Raw genomic sequence first — 12184 nt, forward strand, 5'->3', positions numbered from 1 at the left:
CCAGCATGGAAGCATCCCTAGTCATATCTTCACGCCAGCAAGACCTTGTGCGCGCACTGCGTCAGCAATTGCCTGCGCATTGCATTTTGTATGATGAAGAAGATACCCGTCCTTATGAATGCGACGGTCTGGCTGCCTACCGCCAGTTGCCGATGGTGGTGACCCTGCCAGAGAATGAAAGCCAGGTCATCAGCATTATCAATATCTGCCGTGAAAAGCAGATTGCCATCGTGCCGCGTGGTGCCGGCACCGGTTTGTCTGGCGGAGCCATGCCGATTGCTGATGGCCTGGTGCTGTCAACAGCCAAGCTCAATAAGATCATCAAGGTCGATGCTTATGCCCGCACTGCCGTGGTACAGCCAGGCGTGCGTAACCTGGCGATTTCTGAAGCGGTATCTGCACATGGCTTGTATTACGCACCCGACCCATCTTCACAAATCGCCTGCACCATAGGCGGCAATGTGGCAGAAAATTCTGGTGGTGTACATTGCCTCAAATATGGCCTTACCGTACACAATGTCATGGCCGTGCGCGCCATCACCATGGAAGGCGAAGTCATCGAGCTGGGTGGTGGAGCGCTGGATGCGCCTGGTCTGGATTTGCTGGCGGTGTTCATAGGTTCAGAAGGCATGCTCGGTGTCGTCACTGAAGTGACCGTCAAACTGATACCCAAGCCGCAAACTGCGCGCGTCATCATGGCGTCGTTTGATGATGTCGTCAAAGGCGGTAATGCGGTTGCCAGCGTGATTGCGGCAGGTATCATTCCTGCCGGGCTGGAGATGATGGACAAGACCTCTTCACGCATGGTGGAACCCTTTGTGCAGGCGGGTTATGACACCGATGCCGAGGCTATTTTGCTCTGTGAATCAGACGGTACCATAGAAGAAGTCGAAGAAGAAATCGCCCGCATGAGCGCCGTGCTGGAGCAGGCAGGCGCCACCGCACTGGCAGTGTCGACTACTGAAGCAGAACGCCTGCGTTTCTGGTCTGGCCGCAAGAATGCTTTTCCCGCTGCGGGCCGTATTTCTCCCGATTATTACTGCATGGATGGCACGATACCGCGCAAGCATCTGGCGCAAGTCCTGATCGGCATCGCCGCCATGGAAGAAAAATATGGCCTGCGTTGCGCCAATGTCTTTCATGCAGGCGATGGTAACCTGCATCCACTGATTTTATTTGATGCAAATAAAGAAGGTGAGTTTCACAGGGCCGAGGAATTTGGTGCCGAGATACTGGAGTTGTGTGTCAAGGTCGGCGGCACGATTACCGGTGAACATGGCGTAGGCATTGAAAAAATTAATTCCATGTGCGTACAGTTTTCCAGTGAAGAGATTACCGCCTTCCTCGCCCTGAAACGGGCTTTTGATCCTGCGGCCTTGCTGAATCCGGATAAAGCCATACCTACCTTGCACCGCTGCGCTGAATACGGCCGCATGCATGTGAAAAGAGGCGTAGTGAAGTTCCCTGATTTGCCGCGTTTTTAAAGACAGAGGCTAGACTTAATTGGACGATGGCATGCAAACGACGCTAGACAATTTTCGTGAACGCATAGTGGCAGCAAGTGCCAGTGGCACCGCGCTGCAGATACAGGGCAGTGGCAGCAAGCACTGGTATGGGCAGGAAGTGCAGGGTGAGGTACTGGATACCAGCGCCTACAGCGGCATCCTGGCCTATGACCCGACCGAACTGGTACTGACAGCCCGCAGCGGTACGCCGCTGACAGAAATAGAAACCGCCCTGGCAGCACAAAACCAGATGCTGGCATTCGAGCCACCGCACTTTGGTGCTACCGCCACCATAGGCGGTGTCGTCGCAGCAGGCTTGTCTGGCCCACGGCGGCCTGCCGTCGGTACTGTGCGTGATTTTGTGCTGGGCGCCAGCCTCATGAATGGCCAAGGGCAAATACTGGAATTTGGTGGTCAGGTCATGAAGAATGTCGCTGGCTATGATGTCTCTCGTCTGCTCACTGGTTCCATGGGTTGCCTGGGTTTGCTGCTGGATATTTCCGTCAAGGTTTTGCCCAAGCCATTTGCAGAAACCACCCTGGTGTTTGCCTTGTCAGAAGCAGATGCGCTGACGCGTTTGAATCAGTGGGCAGGGCAGGCCTTGCCTATCTCGGCCAGTTGCTGGCATGTAGGCCGTCTGATGCTGCGTCTGTCTGGCGCAGAGGCTGCAGTGCGTGCTGCCAAGGCCAGGCTGGGTGGTGAAGAAATGCAGGATGCCACGGTTTTTTGGACGGCTTTGCGCGAACAGACCCTGGATTTTTTCCAGCAGGAAGAAGAACACGGCTTATGGCGTTTGTCGCTACCATCTACCAGCCCAGCCTTGAAGCTGACCGGCAAATCCATGATTGAATGGGGTGGAGCGCAGCGCTGGCTCTACAGCACAGAAAAACCAGAGCTGATACGCCTGGCGGCATTGGCAGCCGGTGGTCATGCGAGTTTATTCCGTGGTGGTGACAAGAGCACAGGCGTGTTCGCCCCCTTGTCTGCATCCATAGAAAAAATACACAGACGCCTGAAGAATACTTTTGATCCCGCCGGTATATTCAACCCCGGTCGCATGTACAAAGGCTGGTAAACAATGCAAACCAATCTCGCTGATTTCATCAAAGACACACGCGAAGGCAAAGAGGCTGAAGATATCTTGCGCAAGTGTGTGCATTGCGGATTCTGTACCGCCACTTGCCCGACTTATCAATTGCTCGGCGATGAGCTTGATGGCCCGCGTGGCCGCATCTACCTCATCAAGCAGGTACTGGAAGGCAAACCTGCTACAGTCAAAACCCAGCAACACCTGGACCGCTGCCTGACTTGTCGCAATTGCGAAACCACCTGCCCATCCGGTGTGCAATATGGTCGCCTGGTGGATATAGGCCGTCAGGTAGTCGAAAAACAGGTAGGCCGCCCGCTATTCCAAAAACTGAATCGCGCCGCTCTCAAAGCCGTGCTGCCACGCAAATGGATATTCAATCCAGCGATGAAGCTGGGGCAAAGCCTGCGCGCAGTCTTGCCCAAGGCTTTGCAAAATAAAGTGCCGGTCGCGCAATATACAGGACTATGGCCGCAAGCTGAACACGCCCGCAAGATGCTCTTGCTCGATGGCTGCGTACAGCCCGCGATGTCACCAAATATCAATGCTGCCACTGCCAGGGTGCTGGATGCCATGGGCGTACAATTGCAGATTGCTCCCAAGGCTGGCTGTTGCGGCGCCATACGCTATCACCTGAATGAGCATGAAGATGGCCTCAATGATATGCGCCAGAATATCGATGCCTGGTGGCCCTATGTAGAGGCCGGTGCAGAAGCCATCGTCATGACAGCCTCCGGCTGCGGTGCCACGGTAAAAGAGTATGGGCATTTGCTGGCACATGATGAGGCCTATGCAGGCAAGGCTGGAAAAATATCCATGCTGACCCGTGACCTTAGTGAAATTTTGCCAGAATTCCAGCCGCAATTGGTGCAGCGCCTGCAAGGCAATATCAACACACTCAGCAAGCGCATCGCCTGGCACCCGCCTTGTACGCTGCAACATGGTCAACAAATACGCGGCAAGGTTGAGGGCCTGTTGACGGCGATAGGTGTCGATGTGAAGCTGTGTGCCGACAGCCATCTATGCTGCGGTTCAGCCGGTACTTATTCTGTCCTGCAACCCAAGCTCTCGTATCAATTGCGGGATAATAAGCTACGCAATCTGGAGGCGACAGATGCAGAGATGATCTTGTCGGCGAATATAGGATGCCTCACGCATTTGCAATCAGGCACAGAATTGTCGGTGCAACACTGGATAGAACTCATAGACAGGGCCTTGCAGGACTCTGTGATAAGTCAGGATTTACCTGAAGCTGTCAGTGCGCCATCCGCTGTAAATAAACCCGAGTGACACATGCCCGGCCAGCGCACACGCCTCAGCGAATGCGGGCATCCAGAGCAAAGTGTGCTGATGCCCGAGCTAGTGCATGCAGCCTATTATCGCGATTCGTACAGGGTTGAGCTTGGTCGTGGCGAACTGACAGTCAGTGATGCATTTCACGCGATTTTCATGCACAGGCCAGCATGGATGAAATTCATCATGCTCAGCCGTAATTACCTGATGTCACTATTTGGTGTTGCCGTACCAGACAAGGCAGAAATCATGCATCCACGCATGAGATCAGATTATAAAGTGGATCACTAGTGTCCCAACGTTTCTCATAGTAGAGACATCTGTTTTGGTTGATTTTCGTCATTGAGATTTCCCGATGGCGGCGTAAGTAGTTGATTTATTGGTGTTGTTTCAAACATGGTGAGACTCAGGATTTGTAGAATTTCGTAAAGACTGTGAGGCAAATGCAGACGTTTTTTGACGATAGCGATGAGTACATAAGTACAGACCGCGATCCATATTTGCGTCTTCACGGCGTTCTCGCTGGTTCCCAGAAAGGTCTTGATACGCAAATGTTGCTTGATCCACTTGAAGAACAATTCGACCTGCCAACGCTGCTTGTAAAGCGCTGCGATCATCTCCGGTTTGAGAGTGAAATTGTTGGTCAAAAAAATGATGCGTTCCCCAGTGTCGTCCTTGACGACGACACGACGCAAAGTTGCCGGGTAGTCCTTGCTTGCGTAGAAGAGCGGGAGTACGCCCGTTTGATCGCAGATAACGCTGCTCGTCGCCCGATCGACTGGCTGCGAATACCGACGCTTGAACTTGGTATTGCTTTTTGCTCTCGTGACAAAGAAGGCGCCCGCCGCATGCAGCCTGTGCAATCGGGCGAAATCCAGGTAGCCGCGATCCATCAGGTAATACGCTCCTGGCTCGATGAGCAGATCGTCGAGAATATTGACCTCGTGGGTCTTGCCGTCGGTGATATGAATGAAGCTGGGAATAGAGCCGCGCAGGTCCAGCAGTGTATGCAATTTGATGGCCGCCTTGGCGGATCGAAAAGGTGCCCACGGATACACCGATAAACACAGATCGATGGTAGTGGCATCGAACGCATAGACCGTTGCATCGAGGTCCACGCCAAATGGTTCGCTGGCATACAACGGGCGCGCCATTGCAATCAGATGTTGCACCAGATCGGCGTAAATTTGCCAGGGGCGCGTGGCGTTTGCATTGGCCAACGTATTGCGGGAAATCGTCGCGCAGCGAAATCCCATGTGGTACAGCCGATGGGGCTGGGCGCGCAAATTGACTTCGATATCGCGCAACGATTCCCGATAGGTCAACTGCGCAAAGGCCATGGCGAAGAATTGATCCAGACAGGAAAAATCCTTGACCTTGTGATCGCCCCTGTGGGCTGCGACGCATCATCGAAAAGTGGTCAGTGGCAAATACGTCATGACCTGCGAGAAAACGAGTTTGCCCTGATGCGTAGGAGCCTTTGGCGGATATCCGCAAAAAGCTCCAATTCTGCGCCTCGACGTTCAAATCGAGACCAGATAAAAACATCATTTTATGCAAACAAATCATTGACTTACAAACCCCTGATGTGAAAACGTTGGGACACTAGTGAAAGTGGATGAAAAAATAGGAGCATGGCCTATTTTTTATTTGAGTTCAGAAGAACTGGTTGCCGGACGCGACAATCGCCATCTGGATTTCCGGCTTTCGATTATGCGTGTGGAACAAGGGCAGACCGTCGCTATTGTCATATCAACGGTCTGCATCACTCACAACTGGTTTGGGCGTGCCTATATGCAACTGATACGCCCTTTTCATCGCTGGGGCTTAAAACTTCTGATACGCCAGGCAATACTGGCGGGGCGCCTGTGACTTCAGAGTTTATCTCGCGATACCTGTGTCACTCCGCCAGTAGCTTTTCTATATCATCGAGCAAGTCTTTAGGTGCAGTCTGTGGCGCATAGCGTTTGAATACTGTGCCATCTTTCTTGACCAGGAACTTGGTGAAGTTCCATTTGATGGACTGGCTGCCCAATAAGCCAGGCGCCTGGCTTTTCAGGTGCCGGAACAAAGGGTGAGCCTTGTCGCCGTTGACGTCTATCTTGTCGAATAGGGGAAAAGTCACGCCATAATTTTTTTCGCAAAAGGAACCAATTTCACCAGCCGACCCCGGTTCCTGATGACCAAACTGGTTACAGGGAAAGCCCAGTACTTCAACACCCCTGTCCTTGAACTGCTGGTAGATCGCTTCCAGTCCCTTGTACTGTGGCGTAAAGCCGCAATTGCTGGCGGTATTCACGATCAGCAATACCTTGCCTGCATATTGCTTCAGATCGACAGGTGCACCTTGTATATTATTGGCTTGGAAATCCAGCGTGCTCATACGATACCCAAATGTTTAGTACCTGCAGTCAGGTCGCGGTCTTTAGCGTCTTTGCCCTTTAACATGATGGCCAGACGCAGTTCATTGACAGAGTCGGCATTGCGCAGTGCATCTTCATACGTGATCTGGTCTGCTTCATGTAAATCAAACAAAGATTGATCGAAGGTCTGCATGCCCAGCTCACGGGACTTCTTCATGATCTCTTTGATTTCATGTACCGCACCTTTGAAGATCAGGTCAGACACCAGAGGTGTATTGAGCATGATCTCTACAGCAGCAGCACGACCCTTGCGACCTTTCAGTGGTACCAGGCGCTGAGAAATAACGGCTTTCAAGTTCAGTGACAAATCCATCAGCAATTGCTGGCGACGTTCTTCCGGGAAGAAGTTGATGATACGGTCCAGCGCCTGGTTGGAACTATTCGCATGCAGGGTAGCCAGGCAAAGATGGCCGGTTTCTGCAAAGGCAACGGCAAAGTCCATGGTTTCGCGGTCACGGATCTCACCGATCTGGATAACGTCTGGCGCCTGACGCAGGGAGTTTTTCAATGCCGCGCCCCAGTCATCAGTATCAATGCCGATCTCACGCTGGGTGATGATGCAATTCATGTGCGGGTGCACATATTCTATAGGGTCTTCGATCGTGATGATGTGACCGTAGCTGTTTGCGTTTCTGTACCCCAGCATGGCCGCCAGCGAGGTGGATTTACCTGAACCGGTAGCACCTACCATGATGACCAGACCGCGCTTGGTCATGGCAATTTCCTTGAGATTTTCTGGCAAGCCCAGGTCTTCAAGTTTGGGAATGGCCGTGGTGATTGTCCGCAAGACCAGGCCAACGCGGCCTTGCTGCATGAAGGCCGAGACGCGGAAGCGCCCGAGCCCAGCAGGACTGATCGCGAAATTACATTCCTTGGTCGATTCAAATTCTGAAGACTGTTTATCGTTCATGATAGAACGGGCCAGATCGACAGTATGTGCAGGGGACAAAGGTTGGTTCGACACTGGCGTTACCCGCCCGTCTATCTTGAAGGCAGGCGGGAAGTCTGCAGTAATAAACAAGTCTGAACCGTTTTTGCTGAGCATGAGTCTCAGCAAATCATTCATGAATTTGGTGGCCTGATCGCGTTCCATGTTCTTATCCTTTGATCTCTTAGCCTGGGAAGTTGTCTGGTGTTTTGGCTGCACCACGTGCAGTCGCCACCGAGATGACATTGCGGCGCACCAGATCAGTCAGATTTTGATCCAGTGTCTGCATGCCCAGGTTACTACCGGTTTGTATCGACGAATACATCTGCGCAATCTTGGCTTCGCGGATCAGGTTGCGTATCGCTGGTGTACCCAGCATGATTTCATGCGCTGCCACACGGCCAGAGCCATCCTTGGTTTTCAGCAGGGTTTGCGAGATGACCGCTTGCAGGGATTCTGACAACATCGAACGCACCATTTCTTTTTCTTCCGCCGGGAATACGTCAACAATACGGTCAATGGTCTTGGCAGCAGATGAGGTATGCAGGGTGCCGAATACCAAGTGACCGGTTTCAGCAGCAGTCAGTGCCAGACGTATGGTTTCCAGATCACGCAACTCACCGACCAGGATGGCATCGGGATCTTCACGCAGGGCAGAGCGCAGCGCGTTGTTGAAAGACATCGTATGCGGGCCGACTTCACGTTGGTTGATCAGGCATTTTTTGGATTCATGAACAAATTCTATCGGGTCTTCAACCGTCAGGATGTGGCCATACTCATTTTCATTGAGGTGATTCACCATGCCTGCCAGTGTCGTGGATTTGCCCGAACCGGTAGGGCCGGTCACCAGGACCAGACCACGCGGTTTTAGTGACAAATCAGCAAAGATTTTGGGCGCATTCAACTGTTCCAGCGACAAAATCTTGGACGGAATGGTACGCATGACGGCTGCGGCACCACGTTCCTGGTTAAACGCATTCACGCGGAAACGTGCCAGACCAGGGATGGAGAACGAGAAGTCGCACTCCAGCGTGTCTTCATAAGCTTTGCGCTGCGAGTCATTCATGATGTCATAGATCAACTCATGGACATCTTTATGCTCCAGAGGTGGCAAATTAATGCGCCTGACATCGCCATGTACCCGTATCATGGGCGGCAAGCCGGAGGATAAGTGTAAGTCGGAGGCATTGTTCTTGACGGAGAACGCCAGCAGTTCTGAAATGTCCATTTATAATTCCGGTAATGAAATCGTTGCTGATTGTGGGTAAGCTGCTCTAAAGCAAGATAAAAGCAATATTAAGCTGTGGAGGGGAGTTTTACCAGAAGTCCACAACGAATTAGATAGATTTTTGGTTACTGATTATGTCCTCAATTTCTGACAACTTGCAAGCCGTAAGTGCGGATATCCGCGCTGCTGCCCTCGCCAGCGGGCGCGATCCGCAACAACTACGCCTGCTGGCCGTGTCCAAGACCTTTCCTGCTGATGCCGTCATAGATGCGGCTGAGGCTGGGCAGCATAGTTTTGGTGAAAATTACCTGCAGGAAGCTTTGGAGAAGATGCAGGAAGTAAAGGCAAAAAAGCCGCAACTTCAGCTCGAATGGCATTTTATCGGCCCCATACAAAGTAATAAGACCCGCCCCATTGCCGAGCATTTTGCCTGGGTACATTCAGTCGACAGGGAAAAAATCGCCCAGCGGCTGTCGGAACAAAGGCCGGCAGAGATGCCAGCACTGAATATTTGTCTGCAAGTTAATATTAGTGGTGAGGCAAGCAAAAGTGGTGTTTTGCCAGATGAAGCTTTGGCCCTGGCGCAAAAAATCGTGTTGCTGCCAGGCTTGCGCTTGCGTGGCTTGATGGCCGTGCCAGAAGCCAGCGATGATGAACAGGTGCAAAGGCAGGCATTTCGCCAGTTGAAACAGTTGAGTGACAATATACAAGCCGCAGGCATTGCCCTGGATACCTTGTCCATGGGTATGAGTGGCGACATGCACGCAGCCATCGCAGAAGGCAGCACCATGCTCAGGATAGGAACAGCTATTTTTGGAAACCGGAACTATGCAAAATAAGATGAAAATCGCCTTCATGGGCGGTGGCAACATGGCAAATGCCCTGATAGGCGGCTTGCTCAAGAATTTGACGACGGCTGAACATATTCATGTCATAGACCTCAATCAGTCTTCCCTCGATAACTTGAGCAGCGATTTTGGTGTCAGCACAGCACTGGCTGCCGATGCCAGGCTGGCACAGATGGATGCGATTATCCTGGCTGTCAAACCGCAGCAATTGCGTGAAGTGGTGCAAGGCTTGGCACCATATATTGATAAGCAATTACTGATCTCCATCGCCGCTGGCATACGTGCAACCGATATCGCACGCTGGCTGGGTGGCTATGGAAAAATTGTGCGTACCATGCCCAATACCCCGGCACTCATAGGGCAGGGCATGACTGGACTGTTCGCCCTGGCTGCTGTCAGTGCAGAGCAAAAACAAATGGCCGAGCACATCATGCAAGCGGTCGGTGCAACAACCTGGCTGGACGATGAAAGTTTGCTGGATGCTGTTACCGCAGTATCCGGCAGTGGCCCGGCCTATGTGTTTTATTTTATTGAAGCCATGCAGCAGGCGGCAACGGAGCTTGGCCTGAGTCCTGAGCAGGGCCTGCAACTGGCAATGACGACTTTTACTGGCGCTGCGCAACTTGCCTTGCAAGCGACAGAACCTGTCAGTGTTTTACGTGAGCGCGTGACATCCAAGGGAGGTACTACCTATGCCGCCCTGACCAGTATGGAAAACGCTGGAGTCAAACAGGCTATCGTCAATGCAGTCAAGGCTGCGGCAGCCAGGGGTAAAGAATTGGGGGATGAATTCGGGCTAGTGTAATGAGGAAGGGAGAGGGTGCGCTAAGATGATTTCCCAGAGGTACTGACATCTGCGCGCACGCGTTGCAGTATATTGGCAACGCCGCGCCAGGTTTCCCAGCCCAGTATCGCTGATCTGGCAAAAGAAAATATACGCCTGGGTTTGAATATCAGTATGGCTGCAACAGCCAGACCACCGAGCAGCGGGCGCTGGCGGACGATTTGACCAGCTTTGCCAAGCAAGCCTGTGGCTACTCCTGCCATTCCCATGGATTCTTTTAACTCCTGGCAATGCATTGTCATCAGACCACGTTCTGCCTGTATCTTCAATAATAAAGCCTGACGCCGTAAGGCCAGTCTTTCCTGACGCTTGCCCATGGTCTAGCCCTGATCCTTTTGATTATCATTACTACGATTGAAGACAGAGGCATCTTTTTTCAGTTCAGCCAGGCTATGGAATAACAAGCCGGGTTTGTCACGGAACTGTTTGCGCAAGTGTAAGGCGATTCCCACAGCCAGCAGACCAAATACAGTGATTAAAGCCAGCAATACCGTATAGCGGTAAGTCGTATCCCAAAACACGGCTACCACGGTCAGTATTGCCAGCATGATGGCAATGCAGGCAAAAAACAATGCTGTCAATGACCATATCAGGCTGGAAGAAAAATGCGCAAGCTCTTCTTCCAGCTCAACCGCAGCCAGTTCCAGGCGGGTACGAACCATACTGCTCAGTGTCGCAGCAAGTTGTCCCAGCGAATCGCTGATAGCCATTGATTTTTGCTGCGCTTATCTGCTACGGCCAATCAGCAAGCCAACCAGCAAGCCTACACCGGCTGCAATACCTGCAGATTGCCATGGGTTTTCCTTGACATAGACGTCAGTGGCTTTGGCGGCTTCTTTTGTGCGTGTGACGACGATATCTTCAATGCGCTCAACTTCAGCCTTGGCATTTCTCAGGGTTTTTTCAAATTTGGCCTTGGCAGACTTGAAGCCTTCGCTGCCTTGCTGCTCGGTATTTTTCAAGAGTTCTTCTGCATCGCGGATAACCAGATGCAAGTCATTCATCAATTGTTCTTTATGTTCATCTACTGTGCTCATGGTTCATCCCTTCAGGTTGGTGAAATAATTTACAGCTTATGCTGATTATGTATGGCTACTTTGCGATATAACAAGACCACGCTTAAATCTGGTTCAGGGCAGCTAATTAAGAAATTGGCAATCTGTCAGCTTACTTTACTGCATAGTCAATGGCAATACCAGCAAAGATTGCAGCACCCAGCCAGTTGTTATTGATAAAAGCCGCAAAGCAGGCCATGCGTTCACGTTCACGTATGAGGGTGTAGTGGTAGAGCGAAAATCCGACAGCCACCCCCATGCCCGCCAGGAACCAGGTGCGCAGGCCAAATTGCCAGCCTGTCAGTGCTATCAGCATGAAGCTGAGGGCATAGCACAGCATGACGGCAAACACATCATAGCTGCCAAAGGTGATGGCAGAGGTCTTGATACCTATCTTCAAGTCGTCATCCCTGTCTACCATCGCATATTCGGTGTCATAGGCAACTGCCCAGAATACATTCGCCAGCAATAAAATCCAGGCTGCCACAGGCACGGTATTTTGCACGGCAGCAAAGGCCATGGGGATGCCAAAACCAAAGGCGATGCCCAGATAAGCCTGGGGAATGGCAAAGAAGCGCTTGAAATAAGGGTAGCTGCCTGCCACGACGACCGCCACGACAGACAATTGTTTGGTCAGTGTATTCAGGGACAGGATCAGGCAAAAAGAAATCAGCGCCAGCACTACGGCAACGCCGACGGCTTCTTTGCCAGATATCTTGCCACTGGTCAGTGGCCGCTCTGCCGTGCGTTTGACATGGAGGTCAAAGTCGCGGTCTGCATAATCATTGATTGCGCAGCCAGCAGAGCGCATCAAAGCCGTGCCCAGGCTGAAAATCACGACCAGTTGCCAGTCGGGCTTGCCATCCGAAGCTATCCACAGCGCCGCCAGCGTAGGCCAGAGTAATAAGAGTATGCCTATGGGTTTGTGCAGCCTGACCAGTTTGATATACCAGCCCAGGCGAGTCAGCAAGAA

14 protein-coding genes and 1 pseudogene are annotated in these 12184 nt (G+C 52.0%); 7 read left to right on the forward strand and 8 right to left on the reverse strand.

The window, feature by feature from the left end; genetic code table 11:
* Positions 1-5 precede the first annotated feature (5 nt).
* Genes UNDKW_RS04540 through UNDKW_RS04555 form a run of 4 tightly spaced genes read left to right on the forward strand, consistent with a single transcriptional unit; the run spans position 6 to position 4176 of the window.
* Positions 6-1484, forward strand: coding sequence for an FAD-linked oxidase C-terminal domain-containing protein (locus UNDKW_RS04540; protein WP_162057753.1), 1479 nt, complete (start codon positions 6-8; stop codon positions 1482-1484).
* 31 nt (positions 1485-1515) lie between these two features.
* On the forward strand, positions 1516-2580 hold the full coding sequence (gene glcE / locus UNDKW_RS04545) for a glycolate oxidase subunit GlcE (RefSeq protein WP_162057754.1): 1065 nt from the start codon (positions 1516-1518) through the stop codon (positions 2578-2580).
* 3 nt (positions 2581-2583) lie between these two features.
* Positions 2584-3882 carry a glycolate oxidase subunit GlcF gene (glcF, locus tag UNDKW_RS04550; protein WP_162057755.1) on the forward strand — a complete coding sequence of 433 codons (1299 nt, stop codon included), beginning with the start codon at positions 2584-2586 and terminating at the stop codon, positions 3880-3882.
* Positions 3883-3885: 3 nt separating this feature from the next.
* A complete protein-coding gene (locus UNDKW_RS04555) occupies positions 3886-4176 on the forward strand; it encodes a DUF2867 domain-containing protein (protein ID WP_162057756.1) in 291 nt (96 codons plus the stop codon).
* Between the two features lie 14 nt (positions 4177-4190).
* On the opposite strand, the pseudogene UNDKW_RS04560 reads toward UNDKW_RS04555, so the two are convergent.
* Positions 4191-5324 (reverse strand): annotated as a pseudogene (locus UNDKW_RS04560) (IS4 family transposase).
* 175 nt (positions 5325-5499) lie between these two features.
* Between UNDKW_RS04560 and UNDKW_RS04565 the strand changes: the two are divergent.
* Complete coding sequence (locus tag UNDKW_RS04565; protein ID WP_162057757.1) at positions 5500-5757, forward strand: DUF2867 domain-containing protein; 258 nt, start codon at positions 5500-5502, stop codon at positions 5755-5757.
* A 28-nt stretch (positions 5758-5785) separates the two neighbouring features.
* On the opposite strand, the gene UNDKW_RS04570 is transcribed toward UNDKW_RS04565, so the two are convergent.
* The 3 genes from UNDKW_RS04570 to UNDKW_RS04580 are packed head-to-tail and all read right to left on the reverse strand — an operon-like array spanning position 5786 to position 8464.
* Positions 5786-6268 carry a glutathione peroxidase gene (locus UNDKW_RS04570; protein ID WP_162057758.1) on the reverse strand — a complete coding sequence of 161 codons (483 nt, stop codon included), beginning with the start codon at positions 6266-6268 and terminating at the stop codon, positions 5786-5788.
* Complete coding sequence (locus tag UNDKW_RS04575; RefSeq protein WP_162057759.1) at positions 6265-7401, reverse strand: PilT/PilU family type 4a pilus ATPase; 1137 nt, start codon at positions 7399-7401, stop codon at positions 6265-6267. Before UNDKW_RS04575 ends, UNDKW_RS04570 begins: the two co-directional genes overlap by 4 nt.
* Positions 7402-7420: 19 nt before the next feature.
* Positions 7421-8464: a type IV pilus twitching motility protein PilT gene (locus UNDKW_RS04580; protein WP_162057760.1), complete on the reverse strand. Its 1044-nt coding sequence runs from the start codon at positions 8462-8464 to the stop codon at positions 7421-7423.
* A 134-nt stretch (positions 8465-8598) separates the two neighbouring features.
* Between UNDKW_RS04580 and UNDKW_RS04585 the strand changes: the two genes are divergently transcribed.
* The gene (locus UNDKW_RS04585; protein WP_162057761.1) at positions 8599-9303 is read left to right on the forward strand and encodes a YggS family pyridoxal phosphate-dependent enzyme; all 705 of its coding nucleotides are present in this window, start codon (positions 8599-8601) and stop codon (positions 9301-9303) included.
* A complete protein-coding gene (proC, locus tag UNDKW_RS04590; RefSeq protein ID WP_232063235.1) occupies positions 9293-10117 on the forward strand; it encodes a pyrroline-5-carboxylate reductase in 825 nt (274 codons plus the stop codon). The genes UNDKW_RS04585 and proC overlap by 11 nt, the downstream gene beginning before the upstream one ends.
* Before the next feature lie 20 nt (positions 10118-10137).
* Here proC and UNDKW_RS04595 read toward each other — a convergent pair whose 3' ends face one another.
* The 4 genes from UNDKW_RS04595 to ubiA all read right to left on the reverse strand — a co-directional run bounded on the left by UNDKW_RS04595 (position 10138) and on the right by ubiA (position 12178).
* Positions 10138-10473 carry a YqjK family protein gene (locus UNDKW_RS04595; RefSeq protein WP_162057762.1) on the reverse strand — a complete coding sequence of 112 codons (336 nt, stop codon included), beginning with the start codon at positions 10471-10473 and terminating at the stop codon, positions 10138-10140.
* Positions 10474-10476: 3 nt separating this feature from the next.
* Positions 10477-10866, reverse strand: coding sequence for a phage holin family protein (locus UNDKW_RS04600; protein WP_162039957.1), 390 nt, complete (start codon positions 10864-10866; stop codon positions 10477-10479).
* A 15-nt stretch (positions 10867-10881) separates the two neighbouring features.
* Positions 10882-11193 (reverse strand): YqjD family protein, encoded by a 312-nt coding sequence (locus tag UNDKW_RS04605; RefSeq protein WP_162039958.1) that lies wholly within the window; start codon positions 11191-11193, stop codon positions 10882-10884.
* Positions 11194-11323: 130 nt separating this feature from the next.
* On the reverse strand, positions 11324-12178 hold the full coding sequence (ubiA, locus tag UNDKW_RS04610; protein WP_370529123.1) for a 4-hydroxybenzoate octaprenyltransferase: 855 nt from the start codon (positions 12176-12178) through the stop codon (positions 11324-11326).
* Between the last annotated feature and the right edge of the window lie 6 nt (positions 12179-12184).

It is taken from the genome of Undibacterium sp. KW1 (assembly GCF_009937955.1).
In the GTDB taxonomy this organism is placed as follows: Bacteria; Pseudomonadota; Gammaproteobacteria; order Burkholderiales; family Burkholderiaceae_D; genus Undibacterium.

What these genes read in the sequence shown, in the direction of transcription:
- UNDKW_RS04540 (WP_162057753.1), top strand. Translation starts at nt 6, where the DNA reads ATGGAAGCATCCCTAGTCATATCTTCACGCCAGCAAGACCTTGTGCGC.
- UNDKW_RS04575 (WP_162057759.1), bottom strand. Translation starts at nt 7,401, where the DNA reads ATGGAACGCGATCAGGCCACCAAATTCATGAATGATTTGCTGAGACTC.
- UNDKW_RS04585 (WP_162057761.1), top strand. Translation starts at nt 8,599, where the DNA reads ATGTCCTCAATTTCTGACAACTTGCAAGCCGTAAGTGCGGATATCCGC.
- glcE (WP_162057754.1), top strand. Translation starts at nt 1,516, where the DNA reads ATGCAAACGACGCTAGACAATTTTCGTGAACGCATAGTGGCAGCAAGT.
- UNDKW_RS04595 (WP_162057762.1), bottom strand. Translation starts at nt 10,473, where the DNA reads ATGGGCAAGCGTCAGGAAAGACTGGCCTTACGGCGTCAGGCTTTATTA.
- UNDKW_RS04580 (WP_162057760.1), bottom strand. Translation starts at nt 8,464, where the DNA reads ATGGACATTTCAGAACTGCTGGCGTTCTCCGTCAAGAACAATGCCTCC.
- UNDKW_RS04555 (WP_162057756.1), top strand. Translation starts at nt 3,886, where the DNA reads ATGCCCGGCCAGCGCACACGCCTCAGCGAATGCGGGCATCCAGAGCAA.
- glcF (WP_162057755.1), top strand. Translation starts at nt 2,584, where the DNA reads ATGCAAACCAATCTCGCTGATTTCATCAAAGACACACGCGAAGGCAAA.
- UNDKW_RS04600 (WP_162039957.1), bottom strand. Translation starts at nt 10,866, where the DNA reads ATGGCTATCAGCGATTCGCTGGGACAACTTGCTGCGACACTGAGCAGT.
- UNDKW_RS04605 (WP_162039958.1), bottom strand. Translation starts at nt 11,193, where the DNA reads ATGAGCACAGTAGATGAACATAAAGAACAATTGATGAATGACTTGCAT.
- UNDKW_RS04570 (WP_162057758.1), bottom strand. Translation starts at nt 6,268, where the DNA reads ATGAGCACGCTGGATTTCCAAGCCAATAATATACAAGGTGCACCTGTC.
- proC (WP_232063235.1), top strand. Translation starts at nt 9,293, where the DNA reads ATGCAAAATAAGATGAAAATCGCCTTCATGGGCGGTGGCAACATGGCA.